Origin of the sequence: Synechococcus sp. B60.1, from assembly GCF_047462555.1 — a bacterium.
GTDB lineage: Bacteria > Cyanobacteriota > Cyanobacteriia > Thermostichales > Thermostichaceae > Thermostichus.
In genome coordinates this window covers 1-19,337 of sequence record NZ_JANSJN010000009.1, presented here as the reverse complement: position 1 = coordinate 19,337, position 19,337 = coordinate 1, and the positions used below count along the sequence as shown (strand labels likewise).

The 19,337-nt window shown below is 60.3% G+C and carries 12 protein-coding genes and 1 pseudogene; 6 read left to right on the top strand and 7 right to left on the bottom strand.

What is annotated here, in order from left to right; genetic code table 11:
- Positions 1-445 precede the first annotated feature (445 nt).
- Positions 446-847, top strand: coding sequence for a SaoD/DsrE family protein (locus tag NW863_RS01865; RefSeq protein ID WP_414364069.1), 402 nt, complete (start codon positions 446-448; stop codon positions 845-847).
- A 5-nt stretch (positions 848-852) separates the two neighbouring features.
- On the opposite strand, the gene clpB is transcribed toward NW863_RS01865, so the two are convergent.
- From clpB to phoU, 3 genes are all read right to left on the bottom strand, one after another.
- Positions 853-3,495, bottom strand: a complete 2,643-nt coding sequence (clpB, locus tag NW863_RS01860) for an ATP-dependent chaperone ClpB (RefSeq protein WP_414364068.1) — start codon at positions 3,493-3,495, stop codon at positions 853-855.
- A 173-nt stretch (positions 3,496-3,668) separates the two neighbouring features.
- Complete coding sequence (locus tag NW863_RS01855; RefSeq protein WP_414364067.1) at positions 3,669-5,882, bottom strand: ribonuclease R family protein; 2,214 nt, start codon at positions 5,880-5,882, stop codon at positions 3,669-3,671.
- A 141-nt stretch (positions 5,883-6,023) separates the two neighbouring features.
- A complete protein-coding gene (gene phoU / locus NW863_RS01850; RefSeq protein WP_414364066.1) occupies positions 6,024-6,665 on the bottom strand; it encodes a phosphate signaling complex protein PhoU in 642 nt (213 codons plus the stop codon).
- 255 nt (positions 6,666-6,920) lie between these two features.
- Here phoU and NW863_RS01845 point away from each other — a divergent pair, with 255 nt between their 5' ends.
- Together NW863_RS01845 and NW863_RS01840 are read left to right on the top strand one after the other, a co-directional pair.
- Entirely contained in the window at positions 6,921-8,249 is a 1,329-nt protein-coding gene (locus tag NW863_RS01845; RefSeq protein WP_414364065.1) for a four-carbon acid sugar kinase family protein, read from the top strand.
- A 16-nt stretch (positions 8,250-8,265) separates the two neighbouring features.
- A complete protein-coding gene (locus NW863_RS01840) occupies positions 8,266-9,780 on the top strand; it encodes an FAD-binding oxidoreductase (protein WP_414364064.1) in 1,515 nt (504 codons plus the stop codon).
- Here NW863_RS01840 and treZ read toward each other — a convergent pair.
- Positions 9,750-11,630 carry a malto-oligosyltrehalose trehalohydrolase gene (gene treZ / locus NW863_RS01835; RefSeq protein ID WP_414364063.1) on the bottom strand — a complete coding sequence of 627 codons (1,881 nt, stop codon included), beginning with the start codon at positions 11,628-11,630 and terminating at the stop codon, positions 9,750-9,752. The genes NW863_RS01840 and treZ overlap by 31 nt on opposite strands.
- A 134-nt stretch (positions 11,631-11,764) precedes the next feature.
- Here treZ and NW863_RS01830 point away from each other — a divergent pair, with 134 nt between their 5' ends.
- On the top strand, positions 11,765-13,816 hold the full coding sequence (locus NW863_RS01830) for a prolyl oligopeptidase family serine peptidase (RefSeq protein WP_414364062.1): 2,052 nt from the start codon (positions 11,765-11,767) through the stop codon (positions 13,814-13,816).
- Here the strand turns inward: NW863_RS01830 and eno are convergent.
- Complete coding sequence (gene eno, locus NW863_RS01825; protein ID WP_414364061.1) at positions 13,813-15,111, bottom strand: phosphopyruvate hydratase; 1,299 nt, start codon at positions 15,109-15,111, stop codon at positions 13,813-13,815. The genes NW863_RS01830 and eno overlap by 4 nt on opposite strands.
- A gap of 338 nt (positions 15,112-15,449) precedes the next feature.
- Here eno and NW863_RS01820 point away from each other — a divergent pair.
- Positions 15,450-16,154: pseudogene (locus NW863_RS01820) on the top strand (RNA-guided endonuclease TnpB family protein); the annotation flags it as partial.
- Positions 16,155-16,277: 123 nt separating this feature from the next.
- On the opposite strand, the gene NW863_RS01815 reads toward NW863_RS01820, so the two are convergent.
- On the bottom strand, positions 16,278-16,880 hold the full coding sequence (locus tag NW863_RS01815; protein WP_414364060.1) for a TVP38/TMEM64 family protein: 603 nt from the start codon (positions 16,878-16,880) through the stop codon (positions 16,278-16,280).
- Positions 16,881-17,293: 413 nt separating this feature from the next.
- Here NW863_RS01815 and NW863_RS01810 point away from each other — a divergent pair, with 413 nt between their 5' ends.
- On the top strand, positions 17,294-17,968 hold the full coding sequence (locus tag NW863_RS01810; RefSeq protein ID WP_414364059.1) for a Fe2+-dependent dioxygenase: 675 nt from the start codon (positions 17,294-17,296) through the stop codon (positions 17,966-17,968).
- On the opposite strand, the gene NW863_RS01805 is transcribed toward NW863_RS01810, so the two are convergent.
- On the bottom strand, positions 17,965-19,337 hold a 1,373-nt coding region (locus NW863_RS01805; RefSeq protein WP_414364058.1), incomplete at its 5' end, for a di-heme oxidoredictase family protein. The genes NW863_RS01810 and NW863_RS01805 overlap by 4 nt on opposite strands.

Here is a 19,337-nt window from a genome sequence, read left to right as displayed (position 1 = left end):
AGATCGCCTTTCAAAACGGTCAGGTGGATCCCTCGGTGCGCGGCCAGGCGCTAACCTTTCGGCGCTAGGGGGATCCCCTTCGAGGTTGCACCTTTCAAACCTTTCAAGATGGCGGTTGAACACTGAGCTGCTTCGGCTTCTCCCTGCCTAGGCAAGAGGAGCAGAGCTCCAGATCCCATCTCAGTTTATAGTCTTATAGTCATTTCAAATAGCAATGAAACGGTTCGTTACGTCGTTATTGCTACGCAACGCTGTCGCGAACGCGCCGCTCTAACTCCCCTCTCCCTCTGGGAGAGGGGCCGGGGGTGAGGGCTGGGAGAGGGGCTGGGGGCGAGGATAGTGGCGAGGAATGCTTGGGGAGTGTCTTACGCCCTTTCAGTAAGCTGTGCTACTTTGAAAGCGATAATCGATGATAATCAAGTTGGAAAACACCTAAGGAGCGGCCATGAAAGTTGCCTACGTCTTCATCACTCCTCGCGGCGGCACCTACAAGCTGGGCCAGATGATCCTGCCGCAGCTAGAAGCGGGGGTACACGGCGCGGAAGTGGTGGGCATGTTCTTTTTTGACGACAACTGCTTTGTCTTGCGGCAGGGGGATCCCATTGGCGAGCGCCTGGCCAAGATTGCCGAAGCGCAAAAGATTTTGCTGATGATGTGTGACCTGTGCGCCCTGGAGCGCAACCTGGCGGAAGGGGAACCCAAGTGGTGCGACTCAAAGGGCCAGGGGCGCAAGGAGCCGGGCTATTGCGTTCCCAAGAATGTGGTCAAAGGCGTACAGGTGGGCTGCTTCCCCGACCTCTACGCGGCCTTAAAAGACAACCCACCTGACCAGGTAATTAGCCTCTAACCAACTTAGCTGACGGCTACGGCAGCAGGCGGCTCTTGGCTGGGCTGAGAGCCAATCTTGCGGAAGACCAGCCGCTCGTTGGCCACATCCACCAGGATGCGGTCGCCGGGCAGGAACTCGTTTTCCAGCAGCTTGGTGGCGAGGGGGTTTTCGATCTCCCGCTGGATGACCCGCTTGAGGGGTCGGGCCCCAAACACGGGATCGTAGCCCAGCTCGGCCAGGTAGTCCTTGGCCTCTTCGGTGAGGACAATCTCAATCTGCTGATCCGCCAGCAACTGCTCCACCCGCCGCATCTGCAGGCTGACGATCTGGCGAATCTGCGCTTTGGTGAGGGCGTGGAAGATGATGAGTTCATCCACGCGGTTGAGGAACTCCGGCCGGAAGTGGTGCCGCAGCATGGCCAGCACCTGAGTTTTCATCTCCTCGTAGCGGCTCTCATCGCCCCCGATTTCCAGAATCAGCTCGCTGCCGATGTTGCTGGTCATGATGATGATGGTGTTCTTGAAGTCCACCGTCCGCCCCTGGGAGTCGGTGATGCGGCCATCGTCCAGCACCTGCAGCAGGATGTTGAAGACATCGGGGTGAGCTTTCTCCACCTCGTCAAAGAGCACCACCGAGTAGGGACGGCGCCGCACCGCTTCCGAGAGCTGCCCCCCTTCTTCGTAGCCCACATAGCCCGGCGGAGCCCCAATCAAGCGGGAGACAGAGTGCTTCTCCATGTACTCGGACATGTCGATGCGCACCATCGCCTCGGAGGTATCGAAGAGGAACTCCGCCAAGGCGCGAGCCAGCTCGGTCTTCCCGACGCCGGTGGGCCCCATGAACAGGAACGAGCCGATGGGTCGGTTGGGATCCTTGAGGCCGGCCCGGGCCCGCCGAATGGCAGCGGCTACGGCGGCTACCGCTTCGTCCTGGCCCACCACCCGCTGGTGCAAGTGGGCTTCCAGGCGCAGCAGCTTTTGCTTTTCCGACTCCATCAAGCTGGTGACCGGGATCCCGGTCCAGCGGGAGACGATCTCGGCAATGTCTTCGGGGGTCACCTGCTCCCGCAACAAGGGCTCGCCGTTGGCCTGCAGCTTGGCCAGGTGGGCCTCCTGCTCTTGGATCTGCCGCTCCAGCTCCATCAGCTTGCCGTATTTGAGCTCGGCAGCGCGGTTGAGGTCATATTTTTGTTCTGCCTGTTCAATCTGCAGCTTGACGGCATCCCGCTCAGCTTTGAGGCTTTGCAGCCGCTCGATGGCGTCTTTTTCCATCTGCCAACGGGCACTCAGCTCCCGCTGCCGCTCCATCAGGTTGGCCAGCTCCTGCTCAATTTTGCCCAGGCGCTCCTTGGAGGCGGGGTCGTCTTCCTTCTTAAGGGAGAGCTCCTCCATCTGCAGTTGCATGATGCGCCGGTCAATCTCGTCCAGCTCAACGGGCTTGGAGGTAATCTCCATCTTGAGCTTGGCCGCCGCTTCATCCACCAGGTCGATGGCCTTGTCAGGCAAAAAGCGCTCGGAGATGTAGCGGTTGGAGAGAACGGCTGCCGCCACCAAGGCCGAGTCGCTGATCTTGACCCCGTGGTGCAGCTCGTAGCGCTCTTTGAGGCCGCGCAGGATGGAGATGGTGTCTTCTACGGAGGGCTGATCCACATACACCGGCTGGAAGCGGCGCTCGAGAGCGGCGTCTTTTTCGATGTGTTTGCGGTACTCATCTAGGGTGGTGGCGCCAATGCAGCGCAATTCGCCCCGGGCCAGCATCGGCTTGAGCAGGTTGCCAGCATCCATCGCCCCCTCGGCAGCCCCCGCCCCGACAACCGTGTGCAGCTCGTCAATGAAGAGGATGATCTGCCCTTCCGATTCGGTAACCTCCTTGAGCACAGCTTTGAGGCGGTCTTCAAATTCACCGCGGTACTTGGCGCCGGCAATCAAGGCGCCCATGTCCAGGGCGATCACCCGCCGGTTTTTCAACGACTCCGGCACATCTCCCCGGTTGATGCGTTGAGCGAGACCTTCGACAATGGCGGTTTTCCCCACGCCGGGTTCGCCGATGAGCACCGGGTTGTTTTTGGTACGGCGGGAGAGCACCTGAACGACGCGGCGGATCTCGTCGTCCCGCCCGATCACCGGATCCAGCTTCCCTTCGCGGGCGGCCTTGGTCAAGTCGCGGCCATAGCGCTCCAGGGCCTCGTAGCGGGACTCAGGGTTTTTGTCGGTAACCCGCTGTTTGCCCCGCACTTGTTGGATAACGGGTTTGAGGCGCTCGACGGTCAAACCTAGGGGTGCTAGAACCCGCTTGCCCACCCGCTCATCGTCCAGGGATCCCAAAAGCAAGTGCTCTACCGAAATGAAGTCGTCTTCGTATTCTTTGCGAAACTCTTCAGCCCGATCCAGCGTGGTCTCCAGGCCGCGGCCCAGGTAGAGCTGATCCACCCGCGCCAGCTTGGGCTGCTGGTTGATAAAGCTTTCCACTCTATCCCGCACCAGCCTTGGATCGATGCCGGCCCGCTGCAAAATGGTCTGGGTAAGCCCTCCCTCCTGATCCAGAAGGGAGATCAGCAGGTGCTCGGTTTCCAACTGTTGCTGCTGGTGCCGCCGAGCTACATCTTGGGATTGGACAATGGCGCTCCAGGCTTTCTCGGTAAATTGGTTGGGATTGGTGGGCTGCATAGAAGTTCGACAGGTTTTTTACTACAGTGTATAGGAAGACAGCAGGGGAAGCGGACATCTCAGCCCCCGCTTGGGAAAAGGGATCCCGATAATTCAGGTATCGCCCATTTTGGCCGCGCCAGAGTTCGCAACAACCGCCCCCTTTGCCCTCGATCGATGGAGGGATCCCCGCCTTATTCCTCCTCCTCATAGGGCCGCCCTTCGCCTACCACTGTCAGGTCAATTTGCTGACGGTAGTAATCCACGTTCTTTATCTGCACCTCCACCCGATCCCCCAGGCGGAACTGGCGCCGGGTTTTTCGCCCCACCAGGGCTTGTTTGCGGTACTCGTACCAATCGTTTTTCAGGGTGCTCACCCGCACCAAACCTTCCGCCAAGATGGGATCCACCTGCACAAAAAAGCCGTAGTTCTGGACGCTGACAATCAGGCCGGGGAAGGTCTCCCCCAGGTGTTTCTGCATGAACTCGCACCGCTTCAAGCCCATCAGCTCCCGCTCTGCCTGTTGATGGAGCTGATATCCCGCCTGGATTTTGGGCAGTTGCGCTTGGAGAAAGGCCTGCCACTCCTCATGCACTTTTGGCGGCAGCACCTGCCAATCAATTTGGTCGTAGCCGCCGGGGCCGTGCAGATCCACCACGGTTTTGGAGCGCGGGCTGCGGCGATCCCGTCCTTTGCTCAAGGCCAGGTGCAGAGCACGCAAATTCAGCAAGTCGGCATAGCGGCGCAAAGGGGCAGTAAAAGAGGCGTAGGGCTCTTTGAGGCCAAGGCCAAAATGTCCGAGGGGCTCCTGTAAAGGCTGCAGGCAATACTCGACGGGGGGCAGAGTAGCCAACAACTGGGCCACCAAGGCTGGGCTAGTCCCTGCGGCCAACACATCGGGGGCGGTGATGCGGGCACAGATCCGCTGCCAATCGGCCAGCGTTACGGTCTCCGGCTCCTGCAAGTTCAGATCCAGCTTCATGGCGTTGGCCAGGCGCAGGAAGTTCTGCAGGGCCTCAGCGGTGGGGGGCTTCTGCACGCGAGCCAAAGAAGGGATCCCCAATTGGCGCAGGTGGTGGCCCAGGGTTTGGTTGGCCAGCAGCAGCACCTCGGTCATGAGGGCGTGGGCGCCGAGGCGATCGCTGATCAAAAGGGGGCCGTAGCCGCTCTCGTCAGCGGAGTGGGGGGTGAGCAAATCCAACAGAGGCAGGTCAAAGCCGCCCGCTTGGTGACGTTTGACCCGCAGGATTTGGCTGAGGCGGAGCAGGTTTTGCAGCAGGGCCATCAATTCTGGCACCTCCTCCTCAGGGCCCAGATCTGCAGCGGTGGCCAAGAGGGCCTGCACCTGGCCATAGGAGAGGTGAGCCCGCGACTGCACCAGGCTGGGATGGATCTCGAAGCTTTGTACCACCCCGTCTGAGTCGATGGTTAACAGCAACGAATAGGCCAAGCGCTCCTGCTGCGGCAACAGAGCCAGGCGGCTGTGCACTTCCGGCGGAAAAAGGGGCAGCACCACGCTATCCAGGTAAACCGTGGCGGTGCGCCGCTGCGCCTCCTGCTCCAGCGGGTGATCCGGATCCAGCCAGTGGGCTACGTCGGCAATGTGCACCCCCAGTAGCCAGTGGCCCTCTTCTTGCCGCTGCAGGGAGACAGCCACGTTGGGCTCGAGGCCGTGGGGGTGCTGCAAGTCCAGCGGCTCCAGTGTGATGCAAAACCAATCCCGCAGATCGCGACGGCCCTTTTGGTCGGAGCGGCTCAGCTTTTTGGGCAGGGCGGCTGCAGCTTCTAGCACCGCCGGGGGAAACTCCTGGGGCAGGTCGTACTTGCAACAGACCAGATCTGCATCGATGGACGCCTCCGGGCCATTGCCCAAGATCTTGCGAATCGTGCCCACGGGGGGCAGGTTGCCCAGCGGGTAGCGCTCCACTTCCACATAGGCCACCCGACCTTCCGCCAGCTCGGCAGGGGAGCCCTCCGTCAAGGCCAGCTCGAACAGCAGCCGGTCGTCCAGAGGCACCACCCGGAAACCTTCTTCCGTCTGTTTGAGGCGGCCCACCAGGGTGGGATTGGCCCGTTCCACAACAGCCACCACCTCTCCCTCTGGGCTGCGGCGGCGATTGCCTTCTTTGGTAATCCGGGCTATCACTTGGTCGCCGTTCCAAGCGCCGCTGAGGTTGCTGCCGTGGATGTACACATCCTCTGCCCCCGGTTCATCCCGAACGGCAAAGCAAAAACCCTTGCTGGAACAGCGCAAACGCCCCACCACCAAGGATTCATCCGGCTTACGCCGATAGCGAGGCGGATCCCCTGTGCATTCGAGAAATCCCGCCCGCACCAGACCATCGAGGGCAATCTCAAGCATTTCCTGCGCTTCTGGGTCTGAGGCTGGCAGGAGGGCAAGCAGCACGTCTTTATCGATCCATTGCTCGGCAGGTTGAGAGAAAAAGTGATGAAAAATCCGAGAGAAATCCATTGCGGGTATCGGCAAAAAGGGAAAGAAGCGGGGGGAATGGGAGCCGCGATCGAGGGGCAGGCGCAGCCACTTGGGTTAGTCGCGGTGGCCGGTGACGATAAAGGCTACCCGCTGACCGATATTGGTGCAGTGGTCGGCCAAACGCTCCAGGTAGCGGATCGCCAGCAACATCAACAGGATAGGCTCGATCGATCCCCTGATGTCAGACTGCTGCGCCAACGTATTGTAGAGGTTGGTGTAGTCTTCATCAACGGCGTCGTCTTCCCGCTTCAGTTGTCGGCCCAGCTCGGCATCCAATTCCGTCAGGGCCGCCAGGCTATGGCTGAGCATTTTCTGGCAGCGCTGCATCATCACGCGAATGTGCCTCAGCTCCGGCGGCGGCGGGTAGAGAGCCAAACGCAAGGCCACTTCGGCCAAGTCTTTGGCGTAGTCGCCAATCCGCTCCAGATCCCGCACCAGTTGCATCAGGGCGCTGATCCAGCGCAGATCTTGTGCCACCGGCGAGCGCAAGGCGATCAAGCTAATACAATCTTTCTCGATTTGACGATAAAAACGGTCAATTTGCTTGTCTTGGGAGATGGCCTGTTCGGCAGCGGCCAAGTTCTGCTCAAACAGAGCCTGCTGAGCCAAGACCAGCGATTTTTCCGCCAGCGCCCCCATGCGCAGCACGTCCTGCTGAATCCGCTTGATCTGAAGTTGCAGCTCAGCTTGCCCCATGGCTTTTTCCCCATGGATGTAGGTGGGAGGGAGTGGCTGCCCCCATTAGCGGCTCGCAAAGACAGTCAATTGCACCGGTAGATCTCAATCATGGCAAACTTCTCTTCAAAAAGAGAAAAAAACAGGATGGGGATCGAGGGAGCGGCCAATTTGGGAGAGGATCATAAGGAGGGGGTGCGGGCAGGTGGGGTGTTGTGAGGTTGTCTCCGTCTGGAGGCGTAGGGCTGTGCTGTTGTTCTCGACTGAGAAACTCCGATGACTCGTCCCCCCATTGTCGTGCTGGATGATGATCCCACCGGATCCCAGACCGTGCACAGTTGCCTGCTGCTGACCCGCTGGGATGTGGAAACACTCAAGCTGGGCCTGCAGGATGGCTCGCCAATTCGCTTCATTCTCACCAACACGCGATCCCTGCCGCCGGCCAAGGCTGCCGAGGTGACGCGGTCGGTCTGCCGGGCCCTCAAGCAGGCCATGGGGGAGCTGGGGTGGGAGCGGGCCCTCTTTGTCAGCCGCTCCGACTCGACGCTGCGCGGGCACTACCCCTTGGAAACCGATGTCATGGCGGCGGAGCTGGGGCCTTTTGATGCCCATTTTCTGGTGCCGGCTTTTTTTGAGGGAGGGCGCATCACCCGCGACAGCGTCCACTACCTGCGGGTGGAGGGCCGCTGGGTGCCCGTGCATGAAACGGAGTTTGCCCGCGATGCGGTGTTCGGCTACCACCACAGCTATTTGCCCGACTATGTGCAGGAGAAAACCCAGGGGCGAATTCGGGCTGAGCAGGTGGTGCGATTGACGCTGGAGCAGATCCGGGCCGGCTGTCTGGAGCAGCTTTTGGGTCTAGAGGGGAATGTCTGCTGTGTGGTGGATGGAGAAACCCAAGCGGATCTGGACCGTTTTGCCCAAGACGTTTGGGCGGCTCTGGAGCAGGGGAAGCGCTTTTTGTTCCGCAGTGCCGCTAGCCTCTTGACGGCTCTAGCCCAGTTGCCGCCGCAGCCGGTTCTGCCAGAGCAAATGGGGCAGTTTGTCCGCTCCGACCGGCCAGGGGTGGTGATCGTGGGATCCCATGTGCAAAAGTCCAGCCAGCAGTTGGCCCGCCTGTTGCAGGAGCCAGGGATCCAGGGCATTGAAGTGGAGGTAAAGCGCCTGTTGGAACCGGGGCGGGAAGCGGAGCTGCTGCCGGCCCTCTTGAGCCAAGTCCAGCGCGCCTACGAGCAGGGCCTAACGCCGGTGGTCTACACCAGCCGAGAGGAAGTGAGGTTCGACGGTGCCACCCCAGAGGCTCGCCTGGCCTTTGGAGAGAGGGTTTCTCGTTTGTTGGTGGCCATTGTGCAGGGGCTGCCGGAGGGGATTGGCTATCTCGTCAGCAAGGGCGGCATCACCTCCAACGACACCCTCAGCCTCGGCCTCAATCTGCCGGCCGTGCGGCTGCTGGGGCAGATCTACCCAGGGATCTCCATGGTGCTCACGCCGGCGGATCACCCCCGCTTTCCCAACCTGCCGGTGGTGCTGTTTCCGGGCAACGTGGGCGAGGCGGATACGTTGGTTTTAATCCACCGTCGCCTCCACAGCCGCGGGCTGGTCTAGCCTGGAGGAAATCACCATGGCTGAACTCCTCTCCCCCCCTGAAGCTCTGCCCGCCTTGGAGGCCTGGTGGGGATCCCTGCGGCAGGGGCAGACGGCGTTGCCCGCGGCGGTGGTGCACCGCTGTTCTGAAAGCCTGGGCAGCCGGGATGCCGATGTGGTGATTGCCGGCGGCACCCTGGGGATTCTCCTGGGGGCAGCTTTGGCCAAGCGGGGCTGGCGGGTGATCCTCATCGAGCGGGGGAGCCTGCGGGGGCGAGAGCAGGAGTGGAACACCTCCCGGCAGGAGCTGCAGGTGCTGCTGGAGCTGGAGCTGCTGACGCCGGCCGAGTGGGAGGCGGTGCAGGTGACCCACTACCCCCGCGGCCGCATCGGCTTTGGGGAGGGCCCCACCTGGTGGGTGGAAGGGGTACTGAACGTAGGCGTGGATCCGGTCAGCTTGCTGGAGTTCCTCAAGCAGCATTTCCTGGCCTGGGGGGGCCAAGTGTGGGAGCAGACCGGGTTTCTAGGCGCCACGGTCCACCCCGATGGGATCCGCATCCAGACCACCACCGGCCAGCTCAGCGCCCAACTGCTGCTGGATGCCATGGGGCACCGCTCCCCCATTGCGGCCCAGGCCCGCCAAGGGCAGCCGCCGGACAGTGTCTGTCTGGTGGTGGGATCCTGCGCCCAGGGGCTGCCGGAGCAACCCACTGGGGATCTGTTCTACAGCTTTACCCCCGCCCAGGAGGGCTACCAGCCCTTTTGGGAGGCCTTCCCCGCCCGCGATGGCCGCACCACCTATCTCTTTACCTACTGCGACCGGGATCCCCGCCGACCCAGTTTGGAGAAGCTCTGGCAGGACTACTGCCGGCTGCTCCCTGCCTACCAGGGGGCCGAGCTGGCCCAGATCCGCTGGGTGCGCAAGCTGTGTGGCGTCTTCCCCGCCTACCGCCGCAGCCCGCTACAACTGCCCTGGGATCGCCTTTTGGCGGTAGGAGACAGCAGCGGCAGCCAGTCGCCTTTGAGCTTTGGCGGCTTTGGGGCGATGTTGCGCCATCTGGATCGCCTGCAGCAGGGGATCCACGAGGCGCTGGTGCAGCGGCAGTTGGAGCAGGCGGCCCTGGCCCTGCTGCAGCCCTACCAGCCCAATTTGGCGGTAACCTGGCTTTTTCAAAAGGCGATGATCCCTCCCTTGGGAGAGAAAAACTGGGATCCCAACAGCATTAACCGCCTGTTGAGCAGAGTGTTTGCAGCCATGGTTGCCGCCGGCCCCCAGGTGGTGCGGCCCTTTTTGCAGGATGTGGTGCAGTTTGGCGGCTTGGCCCAGGCACTGTGGGGGGTGATGAGGCAAGATCCAGCCCTGGTGGCCGCGCTTTTGCCCCGGCTAGGGCTGCCGGAGCTGGTGGCCTGGGCGGGCCACTTTGGCGCCCTTGGCCTCTACGAGCTCCTGCAAAGGCTAGCCGACCGCCTGGAAGGGGCCCCGCAAGACTACTTCTGGAACCGGCGGCGTGAGGCCTGGCGCTACGGCTGCGGTCGGGATGGCTGGCTGTAGACCACCACCCCATAGGGCGGCACCTCAACGGGATCCCCTTGGTTTTTTGCCGGCAGGGAGGATCCCTGGCCCAGCCACTTGGCGTCGCCGCTATCTAGAAGCTTCTCCCACCGGCCGTTGGGCCATGGGGCGTAGGTGGCTGCTTGGTCGGAGCTGAAGTTAAACAGGGCCAGAACGGCTTGGGATCCCTGCTGGCGGTGCAGGGCCAGGCCGCTTGGAGCAAACAGCTCCACCCCCACCGAACTCCGCTCCAGGTTTTGCAGCGGCGGCAGGGTCTTGCGCAGGTGAATGAGGGTTTGGTACCACCGCCGCAAGACCTGGTGGTGGCCAGCAGTGCCCAGTTCCCAGTTGAGCTTCGAGCGCAGGAAGGTCTCTTCCGCTTGCGGGTCCGGTACCTCCCCCTGCCAGGCAAAGGCGCTGAACTCGCGGCGGCGTCCCTGGCGCACCGCTTCCACCAGGTCGGGATCCCCGTGGCTAATGAAGTAGAGAAACGGGGCCACCTCCCCATACTCTTCCCCCATAAACAGCAGTGGCAGCATGGGAGCCAGCAGCAGAGCAGCGGCGGCCAACTTCAGGCCAGCGAAGGAGGTGAGCTGGCTGAGGCGTTCCCCCAGCCGGCGATTGCCCACCTGGTCGTGGTTTTGGATGCAGATTACAAACTGGGAGCCTGGCCTAGCGAGAGCGGAATTGCCGTGGCGGCGGGCCCGGTAGCGGGAGTACTGGCCGGAATAGACGTAGCTCTCGCGGTAGGACTTGGCCAGGTGCTCCAATTGGCCAAAGTCCTGGTAGTAGCCTGTCTTTTCTCCAGTAAGCAGGGTGTGAACTGAGTGATGGAAATCGTCGCACCACTGGGCGTCTAGGCCGTAGCCCCCTTGCTCGCGGGGGGTGATGAGGCGGACGTCGTTGAGGTCGCTTTCGGCTACCAGAACCCTGGGCCAGCCCGTGCGCGCCTCCAGGGCCTCCACCCGCTCTGCCAATTCCTGCAAAAAGGGGTGGGCGCTGAAGTCGTAGATGGCATGCACGGCGTCCAGCCGCAGGCCGTCCAGGTGAAACTCCTCTAGCCAGTATTCGGCATTTTGCAGGAAAAACTCCCGCACGCCGTCGGAATAGCGGTCGTCGAAGTTGAGGGCCTCCCCCCAAGGGGTGCGGTACTTGTCGGTAAAGTAGGGGCCAAAGTCCCGCAGGTAGTTCCCCTCCGGCCCCAGGTGGTTGTAGACCACATCCAAAATGACAGCCAAGCCCTGCTGGTGGCAGGCATTGACCAGCGCCTTCAGGCCCGCTGCTCCTCCATAGCTAACCTGCACGGCATAGGGGTAGACGCCGTCATAGCCCCAGTTGCGCTCCCCCGGAAACTGGGCCACCGGCATGAGCTCCAGCCCGTTGACCCCCAGCTCCACCAGTTGCGGCAGGCGGGGGATCAGGGCGGCAAAGGTGCCCTCCGGGGTAAAGGTGCCTACATGCAGCTCGTAGAGGATCCACTGGGAGAGCGGGATCCCCTTCCAGGCTTGATCCTGCCAGTCGAAGTGGGGATCCACCACCCGCGAAGGGCCATGGACGCCGTAGGGCTGGCAGCGGGAAGCCGGATCCGGCCGCTCCACCACCCCCCCTGAGGTGTGCAGGCGGTAGAGGTAGTCCACTGGCCCCGGCGGGATCCCCTCCACTTCACCCTGCCAGTAGCCTTGCCCATCCTGGGTCAGAGGGATGACCTGTTGGACGGGGCTAATGACTTTTAGCTCCACGTGTTCGACCAAGGGCGCCCACACCGAGAAGCGGTAGTGGCCCTGGCCGCAGGGATAGGCGCCAATCCGTTCGACCTGGGAACGCTGAGAGGAAGGGGAACCCTGAAGCACGAAACCCACCTGCACAACTCGGCTTCCACTATAGCGAGGCTTGCTCCCCCAGACATTTGAGGCTCAGGTCTTGGGGTGGGTTGCCGGCTCTTCCCTCTGCCATAGTGGAATTGGCCTTTCGCTGCTCCGTCCCTATGTTTAACTACCCGCCCAGCCATCCGGATCCCACCGTTGTCGATGTCTACCATGGGCAGCCGGTGCCGGATCCCTATCGCTGGCTGGAAGATCTGGATTCTGAGCAGACGCGGGCCTGGATCGAGGCGCAAAACCGGCTAACTTTTGACTATCTGCAGCGGATCCCGGCGCGGCAGCGGCTTCTGGAGCGCCTGACCCAACTTTGGAACTACGAAAAATACAGCCAGCCCTTCAAAGAGGGCGGCCGCTACTTCTACTTCAAAAACGACGGCCTGCAAAACCAGAGTGTTCTCTATACACAAGAGAGCCTGGAGGGCGAAGCCCGGGTTTTGCTGGATCCCAACACGTTTTCGGAAGACGGCACTGTAGCCCTCTCAGGCATTGCCATCAGCCGCGACGGGCGCTACCTAGCCTATGGCCTCTCCCGCTCCGGCTCCGACTGGCAGGAGTGGAAGGTGCGGGACATCGAAACTGGAGAAGACCTGCCGGATCACCTGCGCTGGATTAAGTTCTCTGGGGCCAGCTGGACACGGGATGGGCAGGGATTTTTCTACAGCCGCTACGACGAGCCACCCCCCGGCAGCGAGTACGAAAGTACCAACTACTTCCAAAAGCTCTACTACCACCGCCTCGGCACCTCCCAGTCGGAAGATGTCTTGATCTATCACCGCCCCGACCAAAAAGAGTGGGGCTTTGCTGGCGGGGTTACCGAAGATGGCAACTACCTCATCATCTCCGTCTGGCGGGGCACGGATCCCAAAAACCTCCTCTTCTACAAAGACCTACGGGATCCCAACTCGCCGGTGGTGGAGCTCATTTGCGAGTTCCAGGCCGAGTACAGCTTTGTTGGCAACGACGGCTCCCGCTTTTGGCTGCTGACGGACTTCCAGGCTCCGCGGCGGCGACTGGTGGCCCTTGATCTCGACAACCCAGGGCACCTGCAAGAGGTGATCCCTGAGGCTGAGGAGACCCTGCAAGGGGTTAGCCTCATCCACAATCAATTTGTTGCCTTCTACCTCAAAGACGCCCACACCCAGATCAAGACCTTTGCCCTAGACGGCACCTACCAGGGGGAGATCCCTCTGCCGGGTCTGGGATCCGCCAGCGGCTTTGCTGGCAAGCGCTACGACACTGAGACCTTCTACACCTTCACCAGCTTCACCACCCCGCCCACCATCTACCGCTACGACTTCACCACTGGCGGGAGCACCCTCTTTCGCCAACCGCAGGTGGATTTCGATCCCCAAGCCTATGAGGTGCAGCAGGCGTTCTACGCCAGCAAAGACGGCACCCGCATTCCCATGTTCCTTGTCCACCGCCGCGGCCTAGCGCGGACAGGGGATCACCCCACCTTGCTGTACGGCTACGGCGGCTTCGGCATCTCTCTGACCCCCAGCTTCTCGGTGGGCCTGGTGGCCTGGTTGGAGATGGGAGGGGTCTACGCCCAGCCCAATTTGCGCGGCGGCGGCGAATATGGGGAAGCCTGGCACCAGGCGGGCACCAAGCTCAACAAGCAAAAGGTCTTCGACGACTTCATCGCCGCGGCTGAGTGGCTAATCGCCCATGGCTACACCAACCCCTCGAAGCTGGCCATCGCCGGCGGCAGCAACGGCGGCCTCTTGGTGGGGGCCTGCCTGACCCAGAGGCCGGATCTCTTTGCCGCGGCCCTGCCCGCTGTGGGGGTGTTCGACATGCTGCGCTTCCACAAGTTCACCATCGGCTGGGCCTGGGTCTCGGAGTACGGATCCCCGGACAACCCCGAGGAATTCAAGGCCCTCTACGCCTATTCCCCCCTGCACAACCTCAAACCCGGCACCGCCTATCCCGCCACCCTGATCACCACAGCGGATCACGACGACCGGGTGGTGCCGGCCCACAGCTTCAAGTTTGCTGCTGCCCTGCAGGCGGCACAGGGGGGATCCCAGCCCATCCTCATTCGCATCGACACCAAAGCCGGCCACGGGGCCGGCAAGCCCACCAGCAAGCTCATTGAAGAGACCGCCGACCGCTGGGCCTTTTTGGTGCAGGTGCTGGGGATCCAGACAGACTAGCGATGCTGCGCCGGCACAGCCCTAGGCCCCAGGCCCACCCGACCGGCATAGACTGCCGCTTCCCCCAGCTCGTCTTCGATGCGCAGCAGTTGATTGTATTTGGCAATGCGCTCGCTGCGGCAGAGGGATCCGGTTTTGATCTGGCCGGCGCGGGTGGCCACCGCCAGGTCGGCGATGGTGGTGTCTTCTGTTTCGCCGGAGCGGTGGCTGATGATGGTGCGAAAGCCCGCCTGAACGGCCAGTTGCACGGTTGAGACGGTCTCCGTCAGCGTGCCAATCTGGTTGAGCTTGATCAAAATGGCGTTGGCGGCGCCGCTGTCGATGCCTTTCTGCAGCCGGGCTGGGTTGGTCACAAACAGGTCGTCCCCCACCAGTTGCACCCGCGATCCCAGCCGAGCAGTCATGGCCTGCCAGCCGGCCCAATCTTCCTCCGCCAGCCCATCCTCTAGAGAGACGATGGGGTAGTTGGCCAGCAGTTGTTCGTAGTAGTCCACCATCTGCTCAGCACTGCGGGCTTTGCCCTCAAAGTGGTACTGTCCATCCTGCAGCAGCTCGTTGGCGGCCACGTCCAAGGCCAAGGCAATGTCTTCCCCCGGCTTGTAGCCCGCCCGTTCAATGGCCGTCATCAACAGATCCAGAGCCGCTGCGTTGGAGGGGAGATCGGGGGCAAACCCGCCTTCGTCCCCCACCCCAGTGGACAGCCCCTTCTGCCGCAGCAGTTGTTTTAGCGCTGCAAACACCTCCGCCCCATAGCGCAGCGCCTCGCGAAAGCTAGGTGCCCCGCTAGGCACCAGCATGAACTCTTGGATATCGAGGTTGTTATCGGCGTGGGCACCGCCGTTGAGTACATTCATCAGGGGTACCGGCAGCAGGTTGGCAAAGGGTCCACCCAGGTACCTGTACAAGGGCAGACCCACTGCACTAGCAGCCGCCTTAGCCGTGGCCAAAGAGACCACCAAGATGGCGTTGGCTCCCAGTTGCGACTTGTTGGGGGTGCCATCCAGATCGATCATCAACTGGTCGATGCGGGCCTGGTTGAGGGCATCTTCTCCCTGCAGCTCCGACTGGATGGGGCCAAGAATGTTTTCCACCGCCCTCAGCACGCCCTTGCCGCCGTAGCGCTTGGGATCCCCGTCCCGCAGCTCATGGGCCTCAAAAGTGCCGGTTGAAGCACCACTGGGCACCTGGGCCAAGCCGGTGGCCCCATTGGCCAGGCCCACCAAAGCTTCTAGGGTCGGTTGCCCACGGGAGTCGAGAATCTCATGGGCGGTAATCCACTCGATGGCCGTTTCCACAGTTGCACCTCAGCAATTGGCTAGACAGTTCTGGCCAAAGCCAGATTGCCAATAGACTAGTGGATTTTCGCCCCCGGATCCCTTTGGCTTCCGGAAAACTTTAACGGGCACAGGCGGCACCGCTCTCTCGGCCTGGGCCGCGCATGGGCTCAGAGCGCCTGAGCTGTTGGCTGTTGAGGTGCTTTCCAAGGGGTTGTTTCGCCACCCGCTTGCGGGGACAATGGCTGGGATCCATCTAGGCCGGCGGGAAAAGCCAGAAAGCTCGCTGCCCAAAGAGAGGCCAATCCCAGCATGAACATCTGGAGAAGACGACGCAGCGGACGACGGATAATTGTGAGGTGGCCCAAGTTCTGACTATCTCCTGCAAGCTCAAGGTATCTGCTTTGCAAGCCGTGAAGCGAGAGGCAACTTTGTCTGCTTTTGCACAAGCACTCCTCGCGCCAGCGGGCCGGAGGCCTTACTGGGTCAACCAAAACACGCCAGAGAAGATAGTCAACGCCGTCAAGCTTCAATCTCTTTGCTACCGCGAAATTCGTACCCGCTTTGGGCTATCCAGCAACTTAGCCCAACAGGTATGCAGAAGGTTGGCCGGTGCCCGCAAGGTTGCCCAGCAAAAGAATCGTCCAGTTAAAGCGTTCAAGTCTGGCTTTGTTTTTGTTACCTACGATGCCCGAATCTTCTCTTTCCGTGAGAGGGACTGGACAGTATCGCCGACCACCGTTGAGGGACGCGAGCGTTTTGAGCTGGATGTTGGCTCCTACCAGTGTGGGATGTTAGCAGGCACCAATCCCAAATCGGCCACGCTCATCAAACGCCAAGACGGTTCTTACTACATCCAGATTTGCGTGGAGTCTGAGGTGCCGGAACCGGAGCACGCCGTCAAAGCAATGGGCGTGGATTTAGGTAGGAGAGATATTGCCCACACCTCTGAGGGGGATAACTGGAATGGACAGCAGTTGAACCAGGTCAGAGACCACTACTCCCGGTTGAGAGTGGCTCTGCAACGCAAGGCCAGTAGGGGCACACGCAGCACTCGGCCGAGGAGAAACAGTGCTAGAGCTTGCCTCAGGCCTTGGCTACACGGCTATTCAATTGGCAAAGCGCTGAGGAAGGGAGTTAGAAGCCACTGCTGACCTTGCTTTTGTCCTGACCTTATTAAAGGCAAATTAAGAACGCCGCCTTTTACTCAGCCAGCCGGTTAGCATTGCTAAAGCAAACATTCCCAGCAGAGCAAAGCCCAGCAGCCACCTTCCCTGCTCTAGGATCCCTGCCCCCAGAGCTACTACTGGGGGTGTAGAGACGGCAATGCCCAAAGCTAGCGCGAGAAGAAAGTTCTGCCATTTCATTTGAGTTAGGCCGGCAGCGTAGGCGACAAAGTCGAATAGGCCCGTCATTAAAAACCCGGCCGTAAGGAAAATATTGTTTTCCAGATAGTTGGCTGAAAGGGCATCGACTTTATACATCCATTGTCGCCCAACCATTCGCTGTACTAGGCCTCTACCAAACTTTCTGGCCAGGTAAAAGTTAAGTGTACAAGAGGTAAAATCGGCAATTGCAATGTAAAGGATTCCTGCCCCAAATCCAAAGAGTGCTCCTGCCAGGATGGAGTAAACAGTGCTAGGTATGGCAGGAATAATAATACTCAAGGAGCGTAATCCGATCAGAGCAAGGGGTGCCCATGGGCCTAGTTTTGCTATAAACTCTCGAGTTGTGTCTGGATCTAAGCGACGGGCCAGCAAGATAGCAGCTACCAGGACAACAAGCAACAACAGCAGTGAGAGGATATCCTTCCTTTTCCTAGAATTGGTTCTGCTGCTGGAGGGTAGCTTTTCTGAGGAGGTAGGAGACGATCCTGCTGACTCGCCAAAGGCAGTGCCGGGGGGATAGTAGAGCTCATTCCTCAAAATCCAGCCTGTTTTTTGCTGTAAGTAGGCATGCGTGCTCAGTCCCAGGTGCCTTGCTTCTTCGGCCACAGTTTTATAGTCTAGGCCCAGTAGCTTGCAAAGCTCTCTTTGTCGAATACCTGAAGGTGGCTGCATAGGGCAAAGGAACACCAAGGGTTTCTACTTTCTCTGCCAGATACTTGAGGTTTTCAAGGAGTGCTTGAAACAGGTATGATTTCCATAGGCTTTGTTTTGCTAGTATAGAAGGTGTTGCATGTTTTGATCTTTAGAGGTTGACAATGATCTTGTGTATTAGCGATGTTCTCAGTTTAGCAGAATTGCAACAAACCTTGGCCATTATATCCGATGCTGAATTTGTAGATGGCGCCCTGACGGCTGGCTGGAATGCCAGGCTTGTCAAAAATAATAGGCAGATTCCTAAGGGATCCCTCCAGCACCAGAAGATTCAGGAGATTGTCTTTGCAGCTCTAGAGCGCAATTTGCTGTTTCAGATGGCTGCTCGGCCCAAGCTCATTCATTCTATTTTGATTAGCCGCTACGAAGCGGGCATGTCTTACGGCACTCATACCGACGATGCGCTTATGGTTGATCAGCGTCAGCTTATGCGTACAGATATTTCCTTTACCCTATTTCTGAGTGCCCCCGAAGACTATGACGGTGGTGCGCTAAAAATTGAGAGTAGCGAAGGAGAACGAGCCTACAAGCTGCCGGCGGGCGCCTTGATTCTCTATCCTGCTTCGACCTTGCACCAAGTTGAGCCTGTAACCCGCGGGATCCGCTATGCTGCCGTCAGTTGGGTTCAAAGCCTAATTAGGGATCCGCAAGAACGCGAGATCCTCTTTGATTTAGAGACTGTGCGGCTGCAGATGTTTCAGGAATCGGGCAAGACACGCCACTTTGATTTGGTCTCCAAAGTTTACGCGAACCTGCTGCGGAAATGGGCGGAGCTCTAGAGGGATCGAAGAAAATAGAGCAGGGCTTCTCTGTCTTCAGCAGCCATATTTTTAAAGATCTCGCGGGAGCGTTCAGCTTCTCCCCCATGCCAGAGAATGGCCTCCTCGAGGCTGAGAGCGCGGCCATCGTGCAAATAGCCGGAGTAGGGCAGAACTGTCTGCGACAAGCCGATGCCCCACAAAGGGGGGGTGCGCCATTCTCGGCCCGTAGCCTCAAAGTCAGGGCGGCCATCTGCCAGTCCTTCGCCCATGTCATGCAACAGCAAATCGGTGTAGGGGTGGATGACTTGGTTGGCCAGGGCAGCGATCTCATGAATGCCGGTGTGCAGCTCTGGTCGGTGACACTTGGCGCATTGGGCTTGGACGAAGAGCTTTTCACCTTGCTGAACTTGGGGATCCTGCCAAAGGACGCGGCCAGGCACAGCCAGGGTTTGCACGTAAACGGTTGTCGCTTGGAGAGTGTCCTCGTCGATATCTTGGCTGCCATCGGCGGCCGGAAAAAGAGGATTCGTGACACCCATGTCGTTGGCGTAGGCGGCCGCAGTTTGTTGCCTGAGGTTGGGGGTATTGGCTTTCCAACCAAACCGTCCCAGCACCAGACGCTGCTGCTCTTGATCCCAAACAGAGTTGGGGCGGCCAGAGATGCCATCCCCATCAGTGTCGTCGGGATCGGCTGCTTCTAGGATTGCAGACTCGGGAACTGCTTCCAGTAGGCCCGCTCCAAACACCGGCTGGGGGATCCGCAGGGAGATGAGGACAGGCTCAATCGGCGATCCCTCCAGAGTCAACAGCTTCACAACAGGAGAACGAAGCCTGTAGGTGGTTCCGTCGGCGTACTGTCCGGTCTGCTCTACCCAGTGCAACTCCACCTTGGCCTCTGGCCGATAGCCTCGAACGGCCTTTTCTTGAATCTGCGTGCCGATGCCAGGCACAGGGGGAGTGTTGCCATAAGGAGCCATGGCCTCCCATCCAAAAGGCGGGGGATCCCCACTTCTATCCAGGGATCCGACCTGGCTCACCCTAACCACCCGCTGTCCTTTCTCGGGTAGACCGCGGCCGTTTTTGACATGACAACCGGCGCAGGAGTTGTTGTTGAACAGAGGTCCAAGGCCGGGGTTAACAGGCGCTGGAGCCGCTACAAAGTTGGCCTCAAAGGCAATGTCCCCCAGGGCATGCAGCCTGGCCCAGCGGGGATCCAAATTGGGGGCCGGCTGCTCGTAGGCTGTTGAGGTGCGGTTCCAAAGGGTTGTTTCGCCACCCGCTCGCGGGGGCAATGGCTGGGATCCATCTAGGCCGGCGGGAAAAGCCAGAAAGCTCGCTGCCCAAAGAGAGGCCAATCCCAGCATGAACATCTGGAGAAGACGACGCA